The organism is Exobacillus caeni (assembly GCF_005747095.1).
Taxonomy (GTDB): Bacteria; Bacillota; Bacilli; order Bacillales; family Guptibacillaceae; genus Exobacillus; species Exobacillus caeni.
Window position 1 is genome coordinate 1 of sequence record NZ_SWLG01000002.1, and the last position, 22925, is coordinate 22925.

26 protein-coding genes and 2 pseudogenes are annotated in these 22925 nt (G+C 37.2%); 16 read left to right on the plus strand and 12 right to left on the minus strand.

Translation table 11 applies throughout. The features are described 5' to 3' along the window. Positions 1-341: 341 nt before the first annotated feature. Positions 342-1142 carry an SGNH/GDSL hydrolase family protein gene (locus FCL54_RS03525; protein ID WP_138123279.1) on the plus strand — a complete coding sequence of 267 codons (801 nt, stop codon included), beginning with the start codon at positions 342-344 and terminating at the stop codon, positions 1140-1142. 115 nt (positions 1143-1257) lie between these two features. Then, positions 1258-1451: pseudogene (locus FCL54_RS24305) on the plus strand (HTH domain-containing protein); the annotation flags it as partial. A gap of 194 nt (positions 1452-1645) precedes the next feature. Here FCL54_RS24305 and FCL54_RS03530 read toward each other — a convergent pair. From FCL54_RS03530 to FCL54_RS03540, 3 genes are read right to left on the minus strand one after another with little or no spacing between them, the layout of a single operon-like run. Next, the gene (locus FCL54_RS03530; RefSeq protein WP_171016664.1) at positions 1646-1897 is read right to left on the minus strand and encodes a hypothetical protein; all 252 of its coding nucleotides are present in this window, start codon (positions 1895-1897) and stop codon (positions 1646-1648) included. Between the two features lie 24 nt (positions 1898-1921). After that, positions 1922-2251, minus strand: coding sequence for a hypothetical protein (locus FCL54_RS03535; RefSeq protein ID WP_138123283.1), 330 nt, complete (start codon positions 2249-2251; stop codon positions 1922-1924). Between the two features lie 26 nt (positions 2252-2277). After that, positions 2278-2592, minus strand: coding sequence for a hypothetical protein (locus tag FCL54_RS03540; protein ID WP_138123285.1), 315 nt, complete (start codon positions 2590-2592; stop codon positions 2278-2280). 304 nt (positions 2593-2896) lie between these two features. Between FCL54_RS03540 and FCL54_RS03545 the strand changes: the two genes are divergently transcribed. Next, positions 2897-3295, plus strand: coding sequence for a hypothetical protein (locus FCL54_RS03545; protein ID WP_138123287.1), 399 nt, complete (start codon positions 2897-2899; stop codon positions 3293-3295). A 108-nt stretch (positions 3296-3403) separates the two neighbouring features. On the opposite strand, the pseudogene FCL54_RS24310 reads toward FCL54_RS03545, so the two are convergent. Beyond that, positions 3404-3568, minus strand: a pseudogene (locus FCL54_RS24310) (nuclease-related domain-containing protein); the annotation flags it as partial. Positions 3569-3706: 138 nt separating this feature from the next. Between FCL54_RS24310 and FCL54_RS03555 the strand changes: the two are divergent. The 4 genes from FCL54_RS03555 (at position 3707) to FCL54_RS03570 (ending at position 6069) form a co-directional block, all read left to right on the plus strand. Next, positions 3707-4378, plus strand: a complete 672-nt coding sequence (locus tag FCL54_RS03555; RefSeq protein WP_171016665.1) for a hypothetical protein — start codon at positions 3707-3709, stop codon at positions 4376-4378. 88 nt (positions 4379-4466) lie between these two features. Beyond that, positions 4467-5078, plus strand: coding sequence for an OmpA family protein (locus tag FCL54_RS03560; RefSeq protein WP_246055124.1), 612 nt, complete (start codon positions 4467-4469; stop codon positions 5076-5078). Positions 5079-5285: 207 nt separating this feature from the next. Then, the gene (locus FCL54_RS03565) at positions 5286-5621 is read left to right on the plus strand and encodes a hypothetical protein (RefSeq protein WP_138123293.1); all 336 of its coding nucleotides are present in this window, start codon (positions 5286-5288) and stop codon (positions 5619-5621) included. 103 nt (positions 5622-5724) lie between these two features. Further along, entirely contained in the window at positions 5725-6069 is a 345-nt protein-coding gene (locus FCL54_RS03570; protein WP_138123295.1) for a hypothetical protein, read from the plus strand. A gap of 79 nt (positions 6070-6148) precedes the next feature. On the opposite strand, the gene FCL54_RS03575 is transcribed toward FCL54_RS03570, so the two are convergent. The 3 genes from FCL54_RS03575 to FCL54_RS03585 form a co-directional block, all read right to left on the minus strand. Next, complete coding sequence (locus FCL54_RS03575) at positions 6149-6556, minus strand: VanZ family protein (RefSeq protein ID WP_138123297.1); 408 nt, start codon at positions 6554-6556, stop codon at positions 6149-6151. A 229-nt stretch (positions 6557-6785) separates the two neighbouring features. After that, positions 6786-7820 (minus strand): DUF4179 domain-containing protein, encoded by a 1035-nt coding sequence (locus FCL54_RS03580; protein WP_138123299.1) that lies wholly within the window; start codon positions 7818-7820, stop codon positions 6786-6788. Between the two features lies 1 nt (position 7821). Then, entirely contained in the window at positions 7822-8364 is a 543-nt protein-coding gene (locus tag FCL54_RS03585; protein ID WP_138123301.1) for a sigma-70 family RNA polymerase sigma factor, read from the minus strand. A 197-nt stretch (positions 8365-8561) separates the two neighbouring features. On the opposite strand from FCL54_RS03585, the gene FCL54_RS03590 reads away from it, so the two are divergent. The 7 genes from FCL54_RS03590 to FCL54_RS03620 all read left to right on the plus strand — a co-directional run bounded on the left by FCL54_RS03590 (position 8562) and on the right by FCL54_RS03620 (position 18116). Then, positions 8562-11483, plus strand: coding sequence for a hypothetical protein (locus tag FCL54_RS03590; protein ID WP_138123303.1), 2922 nt, complete (start codon positions 8562-8564; stop codon positions 11481-11483). Positions 11484-11836: 353 nt separating this feature from the next. Beyond that, positions 11837-12394, plus strand: a complete 558-nt coding sequence (locus FCL54_RS03595) for a TcaA second domain-containing protein (protein ID WP_138123305.1) — start codon at positions 11837-11839, stop codon at positions 12392-12394. Then, entirely contained in the window at positions 12366-13208 is an 843-nt protein-coding gene (locus FCL54_RS03600; RefSeq protein ID WP_138123307.1) for a TcaA NTF2-like domain-containing protein, read from the plus strand. Before FCL54_RS03595 ends, FCL54_RS03600 begins: the two co-directional genes overlap by 29 nt. Before the next feature lie 20 nt (positions 13209-13228). Next, positions 13229-14056, plus strand: coding sequence for a zinc ribbon domain-containing protein (locus tag FCL54_RS03605; RefSeq protein WP_138123309.1), 828 nt, complete (start codon positions 13229-13231; stop codon positions 14054-14056). 84 nt (positions 14057-14140) lie between these two features. Further along, on the plus strand, positions 14141-15538 hold the full coding sequence (locus FCL54_RS03610) for a zinc ribbon domain-containing protein (protein ID WP_138123311.1): 1398 nt from the start codon (positions 14141-14143) through the stop codon (positions 15536-15538). Between the two features lie 297 nt (positions 15539-15835). Further along, entirely contained in the window at positions 15836-16906 is a 1071-nt protein-coding gene (locus FCL54_RS03615; protein WP_138123313.1) for an outer membrane protein assembly factor BamD, read from the plus strand. 325 nt (positions 16907-17231) lie between these two features. Then, positions 17232-18116 (plus strand): alpha/beta fold hydrolase, encoded by an 885-nt coding sequence (locus FCL54_RS03620; protein WP_138123315.1) that lies wholly within the window; start codon positions 17232-17234, stop codon positions 18114-18116. A gap of 236 nt (positions 18117-18352) precedes the next feature. Here the strand turns inward: FCL54_RS03620 and FCL54_RS23790 are convergent, their stop codons facing one another. Further along, positions 18353-18502, minus strand: a complete 150-nt coding sequence (locus FCL54_RS23790; RefSeq protein ID WP_171016666.1) for a hypothetical protein — start codon at positions 18500-18502, stop codon at positions 18353-18355. Between the two features lie 621 nt (positions 18503-19123). Here FCL54_RS23790 and FCL54_RS23795 point away from each other — a divergent pair. After that, entirely contained in the window at positions 19124-19270 is a 147-nt protein-coding gene (locus tag FCL54_RS23795; RefSeq protein WP_171016667.1) for a hypothetical protein, read from the plus strand. 87 nt (positions 19271-19357) lie between these two features. Beyond that, the gene (locus tag FCL54_RS03625; protein WP_342773852.1) at positions 19358-19654 is read left to right on the plus strand and encodes a type II toxin-antitoxin system death-on-curing family toxin; all 297 of its coding nucleotides are present in this window, start codon (positions 19358-19360) and stop codon (positions 19652-19654) included. A gap of 707 nt (positions 19655-20361) precedes the next feature. Here the strand turns inward: FCL54_RS03625 and hepT are convergent. The 4 genes from hepT to FCL54_RS03645 all read right to left on the minus strand — a co-directional run bounded on the left by hepT (position 20362) and on the right by FCL54_RS03645 (position 22823). Beyond that, the gene (gene hepT / locus FCL54_RS03630; protein ID WP_138123319.1) at positions 20362-20784 is read right to left on the minus strand and encodes a type VII toxin-antitoxin system HepT family RNase toxin; all 423 of its coding nucleotides are present in this window, start codon (positions 20782-20784) and stop codon (positions 20362-20364) included. Continuing rightward, the gene (mntA, locus tag FCL54_RS03635) at positions 20753-21157 is read right to left on the minus strand and encodes a type VII toxin-antitoxin system MntA family adenylyltransferase antitoxin (RefSeq protein WP_138123321.1); all 405 of its coding nucleotides are present in this window, start codon (positions 21155-21157) and stop codon (positions 20753-20755) included. The genes hepT and mntA overlap by 32 nt, the downstream gene beginning before the upstream one ends. 136 nt (positions 21158-21293) lie before the next feature. Further along, on the minus strand, positions 21294-22448 hold the full coding sequence (locus FCL54_RS03640; RefSeq protein WP_138123323.1) for an SEC-C metal-binding domain-containing protein: 1155 nt from the start codon (positions 22446-22448) through the stop codon (positions 21294-21296). Between the two features lie 117 nt (positions 22449-22565). After that, on the minus strand, positions 22566-22823 hold the full coding sequence (locus FCL54_RS03645; protein WP_138123325.1) for a hypothetical protein: 258 nt from the start codon (positions 22821-22823) through the stop codon (positions 22566-22568). Positions 22824-22925: the final 102 nt, after the last annotated feature.

Sequence of the window (22925 nt, forward strand, 5' to 3'; positions counted from 1 at the left end):
CACTCCAAATCAGTAATATATAGAAATGATTATCCGTTATTATTGGGGAATTTGAAACCGTTGTTATTAGGGATTTTAGCACCGTTGCTTACATTCCCAAGTTTTCATTCAAGCAAGTTTCTAAAGCTTGGTTAATGAAAGGTTTAAAACTCCTTACAGTTCTTTGGATATTTAGTCTAGCATTTACATTTAGTCCTGTTATTTCTTCATACTAATGCTTTTAATTTTCATAAAACCAAAAGTTTTAATTACAAAAAAATGTAAAATAATTCTAAAAAAGACAATAAACTGATAAAATAAGACAATAAATATAATAGAAAGAAAGTGCTATAGGGGGATCTATGAAAAAGTTAGGCTTGATCTTGATTTGTATAATGTCATTTATTTTAGTTATTTACGGTAAAATCCATTGGGAGACGAAAATTGAAAGAAGTACAACAGAAGCAAAAGCAGAGTTGCTAAAGGGAGATGAAGTGAAAAAACAACCAGAAAAAGAGAAGGATGAAGAAGGAAAAGATTTTTCAGTGCTACCGACAAATCTGCCTGAAGATATTAAGCAGCTAATAGTTAACGCTGAAAAAAATGGTGATTCAATTAAAATGGTTGCAATGGGATCTTCAGCCACTTCTAAGGACTCAAATAGTTGGCCAGCAATTCTGCAAGAGAAGTTGGACTCTGCATATGGAAATGGAATCTTTGAAATAGAAGTTGAAAGTTATAATGATAAAAACTCGCTAAATATATATAGGGATGAGCTTTATAAAGAAATCGCAACTAATGAGACGGACGTTCTGTTGCTTCAGCCTTTTTTTCTTAAGGATAGTGGCAAAGTGTCTGTAAAGGATACTTTATATGTTACAAATGATATTATAAAATCTTTTAAGAATAATAATGACGATTTAATCGTTTTAATACAACCGCCAAATCCAATTTTTGATGCTGCTAACTATAATGAACGCATAGTTGAATTAAAAGAATTTGCGGAAGATAATGCTTTTATATACCTTGATCATTGGACTGCATGGCCAGATGGTGGTAGTGAAAAAATAAAAACATATTTAGATGAAGAAGGAAAACTTCCAAGTGAAAAAGGGAATAAAGCATGGGCAGAATACCTTGCTGATTTTTTCACTGGAAATTAAGCAACTCTTAAAAAGTCACACTAAAGTATAAAGCCCCCTATAGGAAACACTTTGAAAAAAGGTCTTCCTATAGGGGGCTTTTTGTATAAAATAACTTATGGTGAAGAAGTTTGTTATGTCTACGAAAGTTTTTACAGAGAAAGAGCTGCCATTCTATCAAGGCAAACATATGTAAAGTCCGTTAGTTCAAAGAGTATCACCTATTCTGAAGAATTTAAACATCATTTTATTTCCGCGTATCAAACAGGAAAACTTCCGAGGGAGATCTTTGAGGAAGCAGGATTTGATGTTAAAATTCTTGGCTTAAAGAACAAATACATTCTAAAGAGGGACAGGAAAGTCTTTCGGTTCAACTTGGGCAAACCGAGACATTGATATAGCGTTTTTAAAGCAAAAGACGCTTTTTTGGAGTGATTCTGGCAACTGAAAACGAACACACCCATTAATCGAACGTTGGTTTAATGGGTGTGTTCGTCAAAATAACATACTATTGGGGAGTTATACTACTTTCTCTTATTCAACCAATTTGATACATCATTAGCTTTTACGGCTGCTCGATATGCAGTTTCATCTATTGCTAAAAATCCACCGAGAATTCTAAGCTCTCTGTATGCTTTGTGGTCTTTATCAGAGAATACATGGGAACACTTTTTGCATTGTCCAGGTAGAGTTTTATTGTCCCTCTTAAAATAAACTTGGAAACATTCTCCACAGTGAAAAGCATTTCCTTTTTGAACAATAGTACCCTCGTTCATCCCTACCACCCCTGTATCATTCACTTACCAGTTTCCTATACTATTTAATAAACCGCTCTTTGATATTCTTATCGGATTTAGATGTAGAAACTTACTGTTTTTTCCATTGTCGATAATATAAAGCTCCAGGTCGTCTGAACCTTTTCCTGACATAATTCTAAAATCTTCAGTACTAAAGGAATTCACCGTCTCAATCAATGGCTTCATTGAATACTTACCAACTGTAATATCAAAGTTAACCCATTCTTCCACTCTGCCAAAGCTTTTTCTCTTTCCGATTACTAAACTTTTACTATTTCTAAGCTTATCTGTTTTAATAAAAACATCTAAATCATTACTTATGGATATGCTCATCTTATTTCTCCTCGCTTTTTTAGAAATTAACGTCTATAGATTGAATCTTTAAATAGAAAGTAATGCTCTCTTCCTTGTTCGGTTCCGATACGGCAGGCTTCAGACGCTATTTTTTCATAGCAAGATTTTAAACTCTTAATTTTATGAAATGGAGTTATTTGATCTTGCCTATCAATTTTGTCAAAAAAGGAATTTAGAACCTTAGTGTTTTGAATCTCTCTAACTTTCTCAACATCATAGGGAGAGCCATGTATTTCACCAAGCTCATAACCGAAGTTGTCTATAAAAAGATCAAGGATAACTTTTGATACAAACTCTTTATGTATTCCAGTTTCTAACATTATGACAAGATCTTCTTGGGCATCTAACTTGTTGCATTCTAATATGATCACCTTGTCAATCTCGGGTTTATGATTCTCCCATTCATTTAAAAGAATTTGATTAATTTCAGACCTTGAAAGCACCTGCTTTTTGAACCGATTAAATATACCCAGATAAGGAACCTCCCTTTATGAAATTTCTATATTTTTAAGAATATAGTACTATTATAGATGAATAATTTGTAAATGTATGTATTATTTTGAAGTTGCTTACAATTTTCAACTCTATTAGAATGAAAGTATCTTAAGAGTAGGAGACTAAAGAATGAATCGATCGGAAGCAATAAACATTCAGATGACAAAGGATTTTAATAGCATTCTTGGTGGAGCAGAGAGAGAGTTATTAAAAGCTTTAAAGAACTATACTAATTTATCACAATCGGAAATCAACAATATAATGTCAGATCAAACCTTTATTAAAAACTATTTAAGTAAGCATTGTCTGGATTTATTTAGTCTCGGGTGGATGATAGGGTTGGAAGAATCCGTGAACAAATTTAGTGCAAGGATAGAAAAAATGGGAGCAGAATCTAAAGAAACACTAAATGAATTACTTGTTTTTCTACAAAATACCTTTTCCACAAAAATAGTTATCGATATATTTCATGATATTGGTTTAGGATTCTTTAATAATGGACATTATGCTGGATCACAATTTAAATGATTTATTCCCTTTTCAAGAAGTTCAATATTACTAAAATTACTTTCTAAAGTTCATACTTCAAATGAAAAAATCCAGCTCAAACTCCGGGTCTTTCATTCTGGGGAAAATTTTTCGATCTTTTTGGCCGTAAATAGTATCTTGATAGTTTTTGGTTTCTATGACGAAGATTCCGTATGGGTTTATAACAACATGGTCAATTTGTGAATACCCAGATTTCGCTTTTGGATTGCTAACAATAATGAAAAGCTGATTGAAAATACTAGTGAAGCACAATCATTTTTAAAGGATAGCTATGAAAGACTTAATGATCATAATGATAAAATAACCGAAAAACTAACTGCAAACTTGAGTCAGCTAGAAGGATTGCTAGGAAAAGAGTTCACGGAAAAGATTGAGGGATTACGAATATCATTGGATGAAAGGACCTCTATCCTATCAGATAGTATCCAGGATTTATCGAAAGAGTTCATTGAATACCAGAACACGATTAGTGCTGTATCAGAAACAATGAAGGAAGTTTCTGAAGAACAGAAGGTCTATCAAGAAACTATGCAGTACCGAGAAGAGATGTTTGAAAAGATTAATGAGCAACTTAATTTATTCCAATCCCATTTTGGTGAAGCTGTTAACTATCAGCAGGAAGTTGCCGCCAGCTATGAGGAGACAGCTAATAAAAATCATTTATTGATTCAAGAGGTTAATAATATTATTGAAAAAATGAATGCTGCATATGAAAACAGGGATCATCAATTTGAGGGGCAAATGGAATCTTTAAAAACAACCTTCAAAAAGCTAGAAGATTATTTAGGAAGCAGTATGAACGACGGGTTTAAAGACCTTGTTAAGAAAATGGGAGATTATATCACATTTACAAATAAACTAGTCGAACAAAAATTAAAAGAAATGGGTTTGTTACAAACAACTCTTCAAGAAGGAAGCAGTTTTCACATCCAGCAAACAATGAGTGGGCTAAAGACTGAACTTGACCGGCTAAATCAAACGGTCTCAACCTTTACTCGATCGGCAAACAATATATCAACGTTTATTGTAAATGCTGAAGAGAAAGGCATGAAAATAAAATGATTACTAAATATCAGCGGTTATTTCGCTCAGAAAATGAAGAGAGTCACTTCTGGCCGTCATTTACTGACTTGTTAACGACCATATTGATTTGCTTTATCTTATTTTCCTCATAACGAGCTTTATCTTCCAAAATAAAATCGAAGGAATCATTCATTATCAGCAAACGATAGATCAGATTATGGGTGTTCGTTTTGAAATCGTTAAAGCTCTTAATGAAGAATTTTCAGATACTGAGCTGGATATAGATGTTGATCCTGAAACAGGCGCGATCAGCTTTAGTGGGAATGTTCTGTTTGAATACGGAAAAGACAAGTTGCAGTCAAAGTTTGAAAAAGACCTTAATGAGTTCATTCCAAGGTATATGGGTGTATTGCTCAGCGACAGATTTAACCCATACATAGGAGAAATAATCATAGAAGGACATACAGATAAAGTCGGTGGTTATTTAAGTAACTTAAATCTATCTCAAGCTCGGGCATTTAGCGTAGCACACTATATTTTTAGTGAAAGGTTTCCCGACAAGGGCTTTCGAACGAAACTACGAGAAAAAATTACAGTTAACGGGCGTTCCTTTTTAGATGAAAAAACAAATGAACAGGGTCAATATGATGAAGAAAAATCTCGGAGGGTAGAATTTAAATTTCGATTGAAAGATACCGAGATACTGGAAGCCACGAAAGAACTGCTGAAAAATAATTAGAATGATTTGTTAGGTAGCGAACAAGGGTGTTAATCAAATGTTTGATTAATGTCTTTGTTCTCTAAAATCAAGGTGACAGTACATATGGAAATGTGATGGTATTAATTTCGCTAAAATTAACTTAATATTTTGCTTATTTTATGTCTAGCTGTAATAGCTCATGCGATATGTAGAGAAATGCGTATCTAAAGATAGGAGGATTAATCAATGGAAAGAGTTGTTGCTATAGAAGATTTATTAACAGCTGAAGCAGTATTTGTAGCTTTTAAAAGAGTTTACCCTGGATTTTTTCAAAAGATAAAAGAAGTATTTATATTTATGCGAAATAAAGGGATTCCAATTAGGTTCGGTTGTATGACTTTTCTGGGCTGGGAATCCAAAAAAGAGAAAAAAGTAAAACCAGAAGATAAAATGCTTCTGAAAAACGTCGTGATCAAACTCAAATATGAGGACATGGAAGCATTTAAGCATTTCATTAAACTATTAAACAGACACAGAGAAAAAGGTTACGAAAATATTGGCCAAATCATTAATAAAGTGTGATTGGTGCCATGTGATTGGTGCCAGGCACCCAAAAAAGACATTTTATCGAAATGTCTTTCTTGAGTGGACATTACAAATGTGAAGAGATTGGAGCCAGAAAAAGTTGGGGGATAACCAAAAGGTAAGACAATACAGCGATGAATATCAAGAAGACATGGATTTAATTGGTCATTTGGAAGTTTCTTTAGATATGATTCATGAGCATATTGGGTATATAGAAGATGATTTTAGGCATCCAAGAAATATTGAATCTATTAAGAAGATAAAAAAGCAAGTGTCGGATTTATTAGACGAACTTGGGTCTTTAGAAGGTCAGTTTATAAAACAGTTATATACAGATACAGAAGAATTTATAGGGTATTCTTTTCAACCTCCAAAAGAAACCTATAGTTTAACAGGATCAAAAGCCCCTCTTATCGAGCAACGAGGAAAGAAATATAGAAGATAGAACATTGATGCCAGGCACCGAAGAGAACACACCCTTTAATCAAACGTTTGATTAAAGGGTGTGTTCTTTATTACTTCATTTACTTTTCAATATTATTTGATCCCTTTATTTCGATTTGACTTTTATAAATCTGTTTGAGAATAATGTAACAAACCAAAACACCAATAGTATCTTTAATTAAGTCTATTAAAGTGGCGGATCTAGAAGGGACAAACGATTGATGGATCTCATCAAGAAAACCATAAGCTATAGCAAGGAATGCGCTTAGCTTATTGGTTGCTGGCGTAAGCTTCCCTAAACCATAGAAGAACAGCAGCCAGAGAACATATAAAGTTGCAAACTCTACTAAATGCAAGGCCTCTTTAATTGTTGAATCATAGGAGAGTCCTGTGTCGATTACATGATCCTGAGGATGGCTCGATAAGTACCAGATTAACCCCATATAACCAAATGGCAAGATGAGAAAAAAGTAACGAACAAATTTCATGTTAGAAGTGCTCCTCTGAAAAAATATAATTACTTATTTTAAGGAACAATTATGCTGATGTCTATGTGTATGTGAAGGGTGCCAGGCACCGAAAAAAGACATTATTGCTCGAATGTCTTTCTGGAGTGGACGGCCATCAATAAGAATGTTCAAAAAAAGGAACACCTCTATTCATCAAACGTTTGATGAATAGAGGTGTTGTTCTTGTACTTTCCTTTGATCCCTTCTTCTATTTATTTAAAGGTACCGTAAACGTTATGCTTTTTGATCTGTCATTCATACTATAAGCCTTAATAGTTATACTATCGGGAATCTCTTTTATCGGAGGGAAGGTTGATCGGTTAATAACAAGTTCCCTGCCATCATCTAAAAGTTCGGTGTGTCCTGATACTCCTTCGTCAGCCCCAACGTCTTTAATGCTAAATAAGATGTCTTGTCCCATTCCCTTTTCGACCATGGTTTCAGTCTCAAGTTCGATTCCGGTAGGGGAGAAAGTGACGGATTTGATTGTGATTTCTCCTCCGAGCCCTTTGGCTGTATAGTCTGGAGAGAATGATTGAACATTTTCTTTTGTCTTTTCTTTTGATATTGGAATCTTATAGCTCCATTCTCCTTTAACGCCTTGGATTTCAGAGAAACTTAGTTCTAATGTGATTTTATCTCCTTCAGGAAATTCGATAGGGTAAATATTTAAAATGCCTTCATAGGATCTGTCGCTTTTTACATCGAAGTCTTCTCCGTATCCACCATATGCTTTCGCCCCATTGAGTTTTATATCATAGTTTGGAATGGTTAGAATGAGAGATGAGCCAGGGGTTTTTGGTGGCAGTTCCCATATCTTATCAGTATTGTTTTTTAGTTCATATCCCACAGAGAGATTCACTCCATCATAGTAGGTATTTGTAATCGTTAATTCAACATCGTTCGAGACGATTGTTTTTTTATACTCATCTGCAACTCCGACTTCTTTTGCCTTCTCGAGTCCAATATCTTTTTGGTGGTCATCATAAAGAAATGAAATGATAGGCAGTTTTTGCAAGATGTTTGCCAGAGCTGGCGAGACGAAACTGAGCCCAAAGATTGAAAATGCTACAATGATTGAAGCAAAAGATAAATATAATTTCTTCCTCGATTTTATAACAGGTGAGGACTCTATATTTTGTACTCTTGTCATTAATTTCTTTTTCACCACCTGTTCATGAGATGGGTCATCAAAGAGTGCTTTATCTGCGATCCTTCGGAGGTTATTTAAATCTTTTTCCATTTCAGTGATTTCCCCCTTCCATCGTTTTCTTCAATAGTAATTTTCCTCTTCGCAGCCTTGTTTTTACGGTATTTTCGGTTATTTGTAATACCTTAGCTATTTCATGCATCTTTAGTTCTTGATAATAGTAAAGAATGATGATTTCACGATATTTTATTGGTAGATTAAGTACTTCCTTAATCATCTGGCTTTCACTTTCTTTTATGTAGACTGATTCTTCCGGAGTAGGTTCATGGCTTTTTTCTCGTTCAGAAAAAATGTTTGAGAAGAAAACTTTTCTGTATGACCAGCTTCTTAAATAGTCTTTACATTTGTTTGTCGTGATTTTAAATAACCAGTTTTTTATTTGTGCGTCTTCCCCCTGATAGGTTGATAGCTTTTCAAAACATGTAACAAAAACCTCTTGAGCGATATCCTCCGCCTTCCCTTTATCTTTTAAGTAAAAGAAAGCAAGCTTATATACCTCATATCCATATTCATTAACTAAGCTTTCAATCGAACGATCTCTAGAATAGTCATCATTTAAAGAATTTCTTTCCTCCATTGCTACACTCCTTATCCTGGCCGGCCTCAATATAAAAACGGGGCTGGAGGAAAAATAGTTTCATTTTTTTGAGGGACATGGGGACAGGTACATTGTCCCGTATTTCCAGTTATTGATAAATGTACCTGTCCTCCGACACTTGCGTCAGGTATAATAACATAGGTATAAAGAATTAGTGGTGAGGGGGAGAGAAGAGCTTGAATAGGAAAGTCTTAGGTATTATTTTATTATTGGTTTTTCTATTAACAGGGGGATATTTTGGTTATAACCATTTTAATGCCAACACGTTAACAGCGTCGAGTGAGGATGTGAACGGAGCCCCGGAGACGAATAAAACAACCGTGGAACCGGAAGAGCTAAAGGATATCGAACTGGATGTTCCTGTCGATAAAGTCTGGGAGTTTTCCTTTCCGGAAGCACTTGATGAGGGATTACTGAACGGCATTTCGATTACAGATAGTGAAGGAGCTGGCGTACCGATCACCAGTGAGCTCACTGATAAAGGGACGAGATTGTTGATAAAGCCTCCAGATGGCGGTTATAAAAAAGGATCTACATATAAGCTGGCGATTAAAAAGTTAAAATATACAAATGGCCAGCCTGTAACAAAACCATATGATTTAGAATTCATCATTACGAGAGATGAAGTGGAAGAGATTGTTGAAAATCCCAACATAATCAAAGTTCCTGGAAGTGTGATAACAGAAAATAGCGGAAATGCAATTAAAGTGTCCAAGAAGTTTAGCAAAAAGGTGAAGAGAGACGACATTTTAGTTCTCCCCTCAGCGGAAAACCCTGAAGGTAGAGCTGTAAAGGTTAGCGAAATAGATAACGGTTTTAGAACAGCTACAATTTATGTTACTCGTCCAGAATTTACGGAACTTTTTAACAAGCTGGATATTTACAAAACCTATCCGATTGAGGCAAAACATATTACGGTTACTGCAGCACAGAACGTATCTATCGAAGGCATTACCGCTTACTCGCCGAATACCATGATTGCCTCTTCAAATAGTGCGCCTGAGAAGAAAAACGAATACTCGGTTCCGACTGTGAATGTTGATACGAAAAAAGGCTTTAAGGTTACTGTCAATGATTTTGAAATCGCGACAAAAAAAGGAAGCGTTCTTGTTGACGGTACTATGAACTTCCTGGACCCTGAAATTCTGGCAGATGTCGATATGGGCTTCTTGAAGATTAATCGTTTTAACTTCGTGCAAAAAATGCAAGTGGATCAAGATCTCACGGTCCGAATCAAAGGATCAAAGTTTAAAAAGACTGGCAAAAAGGCCTGGGGAATGGACAATGACGGTGTGGGTAAAGACAATAAAGAAGAAATTCTTTTAACAGAAAAAGCAGAGCTTGGAAAAATGATCATTCCGACCCCTATTGCTGGCCTGTTTGTAAAAGGAACTATCTACCTGGGTGTGAAAGGTACGATTTCCGGAGATCCTGTAGCGGTAATAAGTGTAGAGGTCGATGACCAGAACGGATTTGTCTATCAAAAGAAGGAAACGACCCCCATTAGCAAACGCATCTTTGATTTTGATTTTACAGCGCTTGGTAAAGGTGAAGCAGAAGCAAAGGTTGGCGCGTTTGCGGGACTTGGATTAAGCTATCTTGAAATTATCGGAGGCGGAGTAGAAGGCTTCGGAGGTCTAAAGGGTGAAGCAAAGGCGGCGATCGGTGGAGACATTGATGATTTAGCATTTACATGTGCAGAGGCGAAACTTCAGCCAGTAGCAAGCATGAATGTGGTAGTCGACACGGTAGGTGATATCCGATTGCTCGAGATCCAACTTGCGGAAAAGTTATTTAAGCCTGTACTGCCATTTGGAAGCTGTGAACAGGTGAAGGGGCTTGATAAACTTCCCGAAGAAATTAATCTGAAAAGATCAGGAACCTATGAACTGGCGATTAAACAAAACCTCGTAAACTATTTAACCATGAACGAAAAAACGCAAGAAATCGATTATAAAAATCTCACGTTTGAAGTAGGCGATGAAGAGACAGTTAAAGCGGAAGTAACGGAAAACAGCAAAGGAGAAAAAGTGCTGGCAATAACGGCTCCTGAGTTTCCGAAAGAAAAGAACACCGCACTAAAAATCACTTATAACGCTAAAAATGAATTTTTTGGACTTAGCGGGAACGGCTCCGGTGATGGTTTTAATAACTTAGAATTAACGGAAGAAATCCCTGTCAGGATCGTGGATTGGATCGAGCCAAAACCAGCAACAGCAGGGGAAATCAAAAGCTTTATCGAAAGCCATTACTCTAAAATATTTGAGATACTTCGTATAGGGAGTGAAAAGTACAATTTTGCATTGACGTACAAGAATGGTTACGGAAATAAACCTGACTACACGAAATTGCAATCCCGCTTCCAGGAAATTGCAACGCCATCGTTTGAAGAAAGTATCTTAAAACCTCTCTTCTCGGATAATGGCTATTACTGTGAATGCGATGCTGAATTTTTGCCTTGGGCGCTCCACTTAAATACACGGTTTAAAGTTCTTGAAAACCGACCGGACTATTTTAAAATAGAAACGGTCGAAACAGAGCAGGAGTTGGGCGGCGGGTATAAAATCTTTATCGAGGGAAAAAAGGAAGATGGAAATTGGCGCTTTGAAAATCTTCAATGGGCAGGGTACTGGAAAAAACCAATTAACTTAACGAAGGAAGAAGCAGCATCAAATTTGAGGGAAAATGCCCAGACTGGCAGTGTATCATTTGTGGCTGAGACTGCGGGTAAAGCCTATAATCCAGTAGGTACAGGAAAGATAGATACCACATATTACATCTTTAAAGGAAGCAATGGCTTGATCGGCATTGATAAAAATAGCGGAAAGATTCTCTATGACGTTTCTGAAGTTTACCGAGAGCCATCACAAGAAAATGAAACCGCCATGACGGCAGAAGAAGCGATTGAAGCCGTTAGAGAGGAACTTGGCATAAGCCCGGATTCTAGTACAATCATTGAATATGATCATGACGAGGATGGACAATATGTCATCCACGTATACGACATTATCGAAAATGAGGGAGAACCAGGACACACTGCAACACGTGGATGGTACCTGGTGAATCCCGAAACAGGCACAATCAGCGATTTGTTCTAGGAGGGACAGAGGGACAGAGGGACAGGTACACTGTCCCCGTCCTTGTCAGTATGTTCTTATGAGTATTATTTTTTGAATAAGTGAATCTTGGATACCATAATCCAAATAGAAGTTTGGCGGAAAACGAACACAGGCCTTAATCATTGATTAAGGCCTGTGTTCGTTTAATAATATATTCTCTTTTCTTCTCTCCTCTTTAAGGGACAAGGAACCTGTCCCTGTGTCCCTCGGTCCATTTTTTTATAAAAAAATGGAAAAAAGACCAAAGTTTTGTCGAAAATCTGGTATAATAGGACAACGTAATAGGAATTAATTTCTATATTTTCTATTCATTAGAAGAAGGAGGGGGTAAATTGAAATGCTGCACTGAATGTGGTGCGGTTCTGAAAGAAAGGGAAGCTTTTTGTACTTCTTGCGGAGCGGGTGGTACTAAAGGAGAAACTGGAAAAGCACCGCAGATCACACCAAGAGAACCTATGTCAAAAAAGAAGAAATATTCTATCATCACCCTGGGGATAGTGGTCATAGGAATCATCACTGCTCACTTTATTGTATCTTCCATTCTGAATCCGATGAAGGATGTTCAAGCCATGGATAGAGCAGTTACCAATGAGGATAGTGACGCATTTTTTAATCAAATAGTACTAGAGGAAGATGCACTGATAAATAAAAAGCACTATCTGTCCTATATAAAGGCGCAAGATTGGGATAGCATCAGGGAGCAATTCGTGCAAATCCTGTCCAACGAATCGAAGTTTGATGAGGTGGTCACAGACTATAATGGGAATGACCTATTCAGGGTTAAAAAGGATTCAGTTCTGGGCCTCTATAAAGACTTTGAGATTGAAGCAATTCCGAATCAGTTGGTGCTGAACTCTAATCTTGATTCAACCAACCTTTTCTATCGATAAAATCAGTGCCGATTTAAAGAAAGATGAACCTATTAATCTTGCGAAAGCTTATCCAGGTACATATTCCATTTCTGATGTCGCTTCCAACTTGTTTGGCCAAATGAAGGTTACTGAAGAAATACATATTAGCACTAATAATAATCATACTTCTGAAATTAAGATTGCCTTTCCTGGCCAAAGCTATCATTTTGAAACCAATTTTCCTGAAGCTACCCTTTTTGTGAATGGTAAAAGTACTGGTAAGAGACTGGAGGAATTCTCCGTACTTGGCCCGTTCCCTGAAGATCAAGAGGTTTCCTTGTATGCAGAATTAACAAGTACAGATGGAAAAAAGCTGAAATCGGAACAAATCACCCAACGAGATGATGTCTGGGGAAGTCTTTATTTTACCTTTGAAGAGAACGCAGTGGCAGCCGTTAGTACAGACCATTCTGAAGATGGCTCTGACGATGTGGAGCAGAAAGTTCTGGACTTCCGTGATGCTTATGAGAATGCCCTGAATCAGCATAATTTCGACCTTATTGCTGATTACATGGCACCTGGAAGTTTTGCTGAGGAAGAACTTATGGAATACATTAAAGAAAACGATGGCAAGAGCTATACTTATGACTTTGTCGAAAATGAAATCACCGAAACCAGGAAGGTCAATGAGACGACTTATGAGATTTCTACGTTCGAAAAATTTATTTTTACTAACCACTTAGGTGAAAAGACCGATTACGAAAAGGATAAAGTCTATACACTGATTAAAACGGATTCAGGCTTTAAGATTAAATTTATTAATATTAAAAACACTGACCGAAACAAACTATAAATTTTGAAGGAGAAATTCAAATGATTACTTGTCCACAATGCAATACCCAGCAAGAGTCTGGTAAATTCTGCGGAAGCTGCGGAGCAGACCTGTCACCACAAGCCTCCGATTTTGCCCAGCCGTCGGCCAAACCAGAAGTAGCTGCTGCAGCTAGTGCTCAAAGTCAGCCTGTTTATACGAATGAAAATCTGAATAAAGCGAAAGAAGGAGTTTCTAAGTATTGGAATTTTGCTCTTGATGTCTTGAAACGTCCATCTGCTGCTTTAACAGGAAATGAAACACACTTTACGAACGGTTTAATCACCATTGCTGTTTATGTAGTCGCCTTTAGCTTAAGTCTTTACTTCCTGGCAAATAAATTGTTCAAGACAATGATGGGTGGCTTTGGAAGTGCCTTTGGTGAAGGAATGGGTGCCAAATCATTACCTTTCTTCGATATTGCTTCTCCCATCTTTATGTTTGTGCTTTTATTTATAGCTGGTGCCATGCTAAGTTCTTTTGCAGCTATTAAAATGATGTCGGAACCGCTATCATTTAAGGGGATTATCGGTCAGTTTGGAAGTATCATCATTCCTTTTGCTGCAATGAACGTAATCGCCATCATTTTTGGGTTGGCTGGTTCGATTCAATTAACCCTTCTTTTAACTGGATTATCTTTGCTTTTTACTACTTTCATTATGCCTGCAATCGTTGTTTATGATTTCTCTTTGAAAATCGGAAAGCCTGTGAATAGAGTTTATTGGAGTGTCGGTGCTTCAGCTTTATCCATGCTAATCGCATATCTGGTTGTCCGTACAAGTGTCTTGAGCTTTATAGAAGATATGGAACAAATCATGAATATATTTTAAAAGATTATCATTCTATTAATCAAATGAGTGAACAAGGAAAAAGTTCCCTTGTTCACTTTTTGTATGGGACGGGAGAGCTCATTAATGAAATACTGTAAAAATTGCGGTAGCGAATTGCAATCTGGAAAAGGTTTTTGTACCAGTTGCGGCCATAAGCTGGAGGAAGCTAAAAGTGCCCAAACTGCGGCTGTTCATCATGAAAACAAGGCACCACAAAGCCGTCGACCACAAAAGCCAATGAGCAAGAAAGCAAAGTTTACCTGGGTAGCTTTGGGAGTAATTGCGATAGCGTTATTTGGCGGACATAAATTTCTTGAAAACCACTACTCGCCTCATAATGTGGTTGCTGGGCTTGAAGAAACGATTGAACAAGGTGATCTTGAAGGCGCCAGAGACATGATGGATTTTTCCACTGTAGGCCATAAGGTAAAGGATAAGGAATTAAAAAGTTACCTTCAATTCCTAAAAGAAAATGAGGTAGAGGTTACAAAAGGATTGAATGAATCATTCTCATCCATCACACAGGGTTCTATTTCTGAAAGCATCTATACATCCAACGGAAACGAACTACTCAGAGTGATGAAAGATACCAAAAAGAAATGGGGGCTTTATGATCAATATATAATTGAAGCCGTTCCGTTTCAGTTAATGGTTTCTTCCAATATGCCTGAGGTAGAAGTAGAATATAACGGTACCAAAAAGGAGCTTCAGGATACACTGGAAATCAACGGTTTGCTCCCAGGTGAACAAGTAGTTAAAGGGAAATATAGAGGGGAATATAGCGAACTAGCCCAGAAAGCAGCCATTGATTTCAAAAAAGCTTATAACAATACGGTGGATGTGGTCCTAGAATTTGAAGGAGATTATATCGTCATCCGTTCGAATGAATCTGATAGTACACTGTTCGTAAACGGGAAAAGCACAGGTAAAAAAATAGGAAACTACTATGAACTCGGACCTATGCCTGTAGATGGGTCAATCGTTCTTCATGCCGAATACCAGGGAGAAAAAGGAGTCATTAAAACAGCAGAAGCTAAAGTTATGAATACAGATGAGATCTTTCTCGAATTTAAAGAAGAGGAATTGAATCCAGTGGAGGAAACTGTCGCATCTCCTGAAGAATTATCTTCTTCAGTTGGGGACTTTATGGTGGATTATATTTATACTGGTGTAAAAGCAATGAACCAGGGAGACTTTTCTATAGTTGAACCGCTCCTTCATCCAGACGGAAAGGCCTACCCTGAATCAAAAAATTACATTGATTATATCGTTTCAAAGGGAATCACTGAAGATGTCATATCAGTAGAAATGATTGATGCAAAAAATCAATCGGATGGACAACTGGTAACACTGAGAGAAGTATATGATATCCACTATTCAGATGGTACCACCAAGAACAAAACCTTTGAATCCTCTTATTTAGTTAAAAGAGTAGACGGCCGATATTCTGTTTGGTCTGTTGAAGATATAGATGAGCTTTAAGGGACAAGGGGACAGGTACATTGTCCCTGGCCTTGTTAGCGAATTCAGATGAGTATTGTTTTTGAAAAGTGACTTCTAAAGATCAATGGTCCAAATGATAAAATGTGGACTTTAAAATTAACACCATTCTTAATCAAATGTTGGATTAAGACTGGTGTTCTTTTAATAGTTTATTTCTCTTCCCTATATTTTTAGGAATGATGGTACAAGGAACCTGTCCCTATGTCCCCCCTAGAGGCATTATCACTGAAGTTTGGTGAAATTTTATTATAATATAAATGAAATGGGAGAATACATTTGAAATGCAAAAGACTTAGTCTGTTACTCACGATTATGATAGTACTGGCTGCCTGTTCAAATCAGGAATATGATCGGTATATCGAAAAAGGCATAGATCATCTAGGTGAGAAGGAATACCATCAAGCTGCACTGCAATTTGAGAGAGCACTTCAGCAAAAAGAAGGTGACAGAACCGCTGCTGCTTATTACCATCAAGCCAATCAAATGGACAATGCACTTGCAGAATACAGCCAGAAGGATTATGACTCTTCCCTGGAATCCCTTGAAACCGTAATTGCAAGAAAAAATGGACTTAAAACCGTTGAAGAAGAAGCAACCCGGCTAAAATCGAAAATCATGGAGATAGTGAACAAAACGAGGAAAGTTGAGGCAGAAATCAAGCTAATAGAAAGCCTGATTGAGAAGGAAAGCTTTAATACAGCTCAAGACAAATTAAAGGATCTGGAGCCAAAACTTGAAAAAGACGAAGATCTGGCTGTTTATCAATCTCAGTCCCAGAAACTTATGGAGCAGGCAGATATGGGACTAAAAGCTATGGAAACAAAGGTTCAGAATGAAGACCCAAAGAAAAAGCAGAAAGAAGATAAAGATAAATCTGAAGTCACTAAAAAAGATTCACATCAAGCCACAAAAGCGAATCCATTGAACCAAAAGTCAATAGTTTATAGTACGTACAACAATGAACGTTTTGGATTCAGCCTGCAAATTCCTGAGGGGATGACCATGGATCCGCCGCCTACCAATGGTGATGGAGGAACTTTCAGAAATGGCGAGCTCACGGTGACCGCTTATGGAGGTCATACCAATACAGTTCAACAAGGGGAAACAATCGGCACCTATTACAAACAAGATATGGAGAGTATCACAACAAATATAGCATACAAAAGACTGGCTGATGACTGGTATGTAATCTCCTATGAAGAAGCCGGAACAATCTACTATAAAAAATTCTTCTTCGGGGAAAATTCATTTAATACCTTTATCATTTCTTATCCCTCCTCCATGCAGCATAAATACGGAAGTGTGACCACCCATATTGCCAAAACCTTCACGTCTGCGGCATACTAACGGCGGGACAAGGGGACAGGTACATTGTCCCAGCATTTGTTAGCGTATCAGATGAGTAGTGTTTTTATAATGAAAGGCTTCGAAGAAATGAACAAAATAATAAAAATAGCTATTTAGAAAACGAACACAAGCCTTAATAAAACATTTGATTAAGGCTTGTGTTCGTTTTAATTATTTCTTTCACTTCGCTGTCTATTAAAGTTGGAGGTATAAAATAGAATCTGATTTTTTATGGAGATTTATTCAGAATTATTAAAAAACATTCTTTCCTGTGTTCGCCGGAAGTGATATTATTTTTATAATTCAGCTTAAGGGGGAATAAAGTATGTCGGAGATCAAACAATACACCATCACACTTCCTGATGGACGTGACCTGGATGTTGTGGAAGCTGGTATAGAGAATGGACCTGCTGTAATTGTACATAACGGGACGCCACAATCGGCGGGACTATTTAAAGAGCATATTGAGGATGCGAGTGAAAAGGGATTAAGGCTCATCAGCTATGGTCGACCAGGGTACGGAGCCTCTACTCGACAATCAGAAAGAACAGTTGCATCAGCTGCTAAGGATACGGCAGAATTAGCAACTGCGTTAGGAATTGAACGATTCGCTACCTGGGGTATCTCTGGAGGCGGTCCGCATGCATTAGCCTGTGCCGCTTTGCTTAGTGATCGTGTTGTGGCGGCAGCTTGCCTTGCAGGGATAGCTCCATATAACGCTGAGGATTTGGAGTTTTTGGCGGGTATGGGTGAGGATAATGTCGAAGAGTTTGGAGCAGCAATAGAGGGAGAAGGAAAGCTTAAACCATACCTTGAAGAACAGAGAACTGCTATTCTCAGTTCAACTCCGGAAGAAATGGCAGCACATATGAGCACCTTATTGAGTGACGCTGACAAAGCCGTCTTTACAGGCTCCTTTGGTGAACAATTGGCTCAACTCTTCCACGGTTCTCTTAAAACTGGGATTTACGGCTGGTTTGATGATGACCTTGCTTTTACAAAAGATTGGGGATTCTCTTTGTCTGATATTAAGGTTCCTCTGCAAATTTGGCAGGGTGAACAAGACCTTATGGTGCCGTATAGCCATGGCGAATGGTTGTCAAAGCATATCCCGCAAGCAGAAAGTCATCTTAATCAAGTGGATGGGCATCTTACACTTTATCTTAATCGAATTCCGGAAGTACATGCGTGGATTATAAAACATTTTTAGGAGGGACAAGGGGACAGGTACCTCTCATGATTCAGGTAGAGCCTTATTATAAAAGACTTTAAGTATCGATAATCCAAATGATAAAGTTAGGTCTACAGAAAACGAGCCCAAGCCTTAATCAAGTGTATGATTAAAGCTTGGGTTCGTTTAAAAATTTCATTCACCTAGTTATTTAAGAAGGAAGATACAAAAAAACAGCCACGTCTGGAATTTTGGTCCATTTTAAGAATAATGGTTTATTTTCTTTTTTGTCCTTCCTTCCTTATAGTTCCAATTTTTTTGTCACTTCTTGTATCTCTACCATCTGGATTACGGATAGACCCTGGAGGTAAGCCGTGTTTTTTCTCAAAAGTTCCAACTGTACAATCACTTCTAGTTTTTCTCATAAATCCCCCTCCTCTTAATGGTAATATTATACTATATCAGTAAATGGTAAAGAATAAAAAACATATATAAACGAACAAATGCCTTAATCAAACGTTTGATTAAGGCATTTGTTCGTTTAACTCGATTTTTGACCTCAATTATGTAAGTGAAATCAGTTGGTATATATTAACAAAAGCGAGAAAGGTGCCGATATAAAAGAGGGATAAATCCTTATATACAGTTGCGAATGGAGAATAGCTAATATTTTTATGCACTTAGATTATAGAGTAATGAAATGGTGCAAGTACATCTGACAAGAGATCGATTGGAGCTTTCATAGATTTTCGGCTGTACTTATAAAGGATCTATTAAGTCCAAAAGCAAGGATAAGTGAAATGTCAAAAAAGAAAAAAAGTAAAAAGACAAGGAGGGACAAGGGGACAGGTGCGTTGTCCCAGGCCTTGGTGGCATGATTTTAGTAAGAAATTTCAAATTGCACGCTGCTAAATTGGTAGATTTGTCTTGTGTGTTCGTGTAAAGTAGAGATAAGTGGGGTAAATATTATATAATTCCTAATTGATTAAAATTTCCTAAGTATGGCTATCCTAACATAAACATCGGTATATGGGAGTGATTACCATATGGGAAAGAAAAGGAATGATAAAAAAATGAACACAACTTCCATTAAACAAACACAAACTACGAAGCGTCAAGAAAGAATCAAGGCTAGTTATAATAAAGCTGTTGAAGCAAACGGTAAAGCCTTGGAGAAGCTTAGTAAGAATTAATAGAGTGTGAATATCTCCTCGTGGAGGATGTAATAGAGTTGCATGATATGACATTTAGGCGGTTTACCTGGTATAGAAAGAAGCAAACTGGAAGCAAAGTTAGCGTTACCCATGTCTGGTTTTGATGGTTTGGAACGTTTTCCTGCTATTGAACAAAAAGCTGCAGTGTATCACTATCATCTTGCTGGAGGCCATTGCTTCAAAGATGGCAATAAACGAACCTCTTATCTTGCTGCATTTGTTTTTTTAGACTTAAATGGATACGATCTTGTCGTTGATGATGAGGTTTTTACCTGGACATCTGCTTTGGCAAATGATAAAACCAGACCGCCTTTTGAAGAAGCAGTTAAATGGATTAAAAAATATATGTGTAAGCGTCGTTAAGAGCTATCTTTAATTCGGAGATAGCTCTTTCGTGTTCCAGAGGGACATGGGGAAGGGACAAGGGGACAGGTACGTTGTCCCAGACCTTGTTAGCATTTTGAGATGAGTATTGATTTAGAATAGAAAACTTTGAAGTATCGATGATCCAAGTAAATGTTCGATTATTCATTTCTCTTCTCCTAGCATTTTTGGAAGAAGAGATCCCTTGTAACCGTCAATTAGTTTTGTTTGACGGTCACATTAATCCGGTGACTTCTGATTACGGCCAGTGAAATGTACCACTAATGACATTCTATTTACCACTAGGTGTTAATGCTGTTTAAAAACGTCCAAATGTTGACGGTATTGTTTGTCCGGGGATTGATGTCCGGGATTGACGGATATAATATCCTTAATAACCCTGAAGAATGGAAAAGACGCCTTCCATAATGCCGGCCATTGACAGTAGCGCAACGGAAGACGTCCCTCAAATAATATGCTTATTGTTAATAATAATCCGCCAATAAAGGTGTTTTTTATTAAATGTGCAGAAAAGGTTCCTTATCCCGAGATATTATAATTTTTTTAGTTTTATGTTGCTTGGTTCGGTATCACTAAGTTTACTTAAGGGATGGGCAGTGAGTTAGATTGATGAGACCTTAAAATCACCTGTCAAAACAGAACACACACCACAATCAAAGTTTGATTGTGGTGTGTGTTCGTCTTATTTAAAAGCTAAGAATTTGCCGGGCATAGGTCTGGATATCATCCAAATGGTTTTCAACAATCTTTTGCAGGATCACCAGGTTAATTTCCTGATAGTCATGCACAGCGATATTCCGAAAACCAACCATCGCTTTCATTTGTTTTGCTGTTTCTTCTGATATAATTTGATTCTTCATGAGCAGGTCAAACGCTTCACGGCTCGTTTGGGGAATACCAAACTTTTTTTCAACCACATGCATACTTAAGTCAATGCTCGCTTCACAGGCACGTTGTAAATTTAAAATAATCGAGTCCTGCTTAGTGAAGTTAGAAAGATTATTAGGATTTCCAACATACTCTTCATGAATACGTTTTATGCAACTCTCAATGATACTGATTTTATTATAGATGATATCACTCTTCGTACACGGACCCTCTTTCTTCAATCTGCTTCAAAATGCTTCTTCTTTCTTCGTTTAACCTTGCATACATGCTAAAGGTTTTCATCTCAAACTCCATCCGTTCATTCTCATCCTCGCAATGGAGCACTTTTCCTAAACTTAAAATCTGCATTTGAAATACTGTTGAAGCCTTTTGGATATCTACAAGGTCAACTTCTCTATTCAAGGTAGAAGCTAACTCTTGCGCTAGAAGAAAGCGATTATAATCATCGATTGTTTTTTTAGTAAGAAAAGCAATATCGATATCGCTGTCAGGGCGATCTGTACCTTTTGCAGTCGATCCGAACAGGTAGATAAGGGAGGGTGACAGCTTTTGAATGAGAAATTGACTGATTTGTTTTTCTAGATCCTTATTCATTAATAGCCCTCCGTATCAATTTTAATTTCATTATATCATCTGGATTAGAGGGGACAAAGAGGGGAAGGGATAAGGGGCAGGTTGAAACCACAGGATGCTCATTTCATACCCCCGTCCCACCTGCGTCTCTTTTAGCTTATTTTCCACAGCACTTTTTGAACTTCTTCCCACTACCACAAGGACAAGGATTATTGCGTCCCACTTTTTGGGATTGGACAGTTGCTCTGGTTATTTCTTTTTGTCTTTTTTCCATTCTTGCTTCCTCGTATAGAATACTCTGCTTCCATTCTTCTATCTTAGGATGATCGATGTTGTTGATGACGCAACATACGTAGAGTGGCTCTTTGAGATTTAATAGTCCCTGGTCATAGCCTTCTTCTACGAAATGGGCTATGGAAGGAATCGCTTTTGTGGAGAGCTGTTTACATAACGCATCGGCAATCATAGTTTTTACTGTAATATCCTGCGTCTTTTCAAAATGTTCCAGTAATACTCCTTCAGCAGGTAGGAGCTTGATGTTCTCCAGTATTTCCACTGCTGAATATGCAGTATCCAAATCTACAAGATACTTTTCAACTTGTTGAATAACCTCTTCTGAACCTATCTTTAGGAGTGCTTTTGTTACTTCTTCTAGTAAAAGATCTTCGCTTGTCCGTTCAAGTAATGATGAGAGGAGTGGTACTAGCGCAGTTACCTTTTGCTCACCAGCAAGGTAAACATAGAAAATCCCTTTATAGGAAAAATACTCTTTCTCTACATTTTCTAAAATAACACTCTCTATTTCGGATTGAGAGAGTGTGATACGTTTCAACACTTCCTTATAAATTCTTTTTCCAAAACGGAATAAGGACTGATGATACCCCATTGATTCTAATTCGCTTATCAGGGAATCCGCTTCTTTCAATAATTGACCTTCATCCATGTTTAGTAGAGATAAATAAGATGCTAGCACATCTTGATTGATAAAAGGTGCAAGCTGATCTTGATAGGCAAGAAGAAGCTCAGTTTCAACTTCCTCTATTAAGCTCGCATACCAAATCTGATTTCCATCTTTTCTTTGAAGCCGTTCGATCAATTCCTTTACCATTCTATTGGTATACGGAATATTCCTTACATATGGAATCACCGAGTTTTTTAAAGGGTGAATGGGCTGTTGATCTACTGCTTGCATTGCGTAAAAAAACGTTTGTTCTGTTCCAAGATAACCCTTATCGATGACCTGTAAGGCAAAGGAACGTAAAGTTTTATCATGACTAAGGATTAAGGGCTCAACTTTATCTAAAAATGACATTTATCTATTCCTTTCGTTTCTAGGGACAAGGGGATAGGGACAAGGGGACAGGTACCTTGTCCCAGCCCTTGCTAGCATGATTCATCTCCCTGAACCAAGAATATTAGTATATAATCATCAAAAAGGATTGGAAGGAAAAGCCTCTTTCTCATAAGGAGTATTATCATTTTCTACGATCTCGTTACATATCGGACAAGCGATGTACGTATCAAACGTATGAAATCCCACATACCCATGGGTCGATTCCTGGATTTCCCAGATCGTAATCCATTCTACTTCAAATGTATGATCACAGTTAGTACAGAAGAATTCACATGTTCCAAAGTCTTCTTGTTTTTGTTGCTTTTTCTTTGATGTCTTCCTTTTCTTTCCCAATTATAATCTCTCCTTCACTTTCTAATATAACATGGTGGGGATGGTACAATGTCCTTCAAATTCTTTGGGTGAAAGTAGGATTTTAGATCGATCTATAGAATA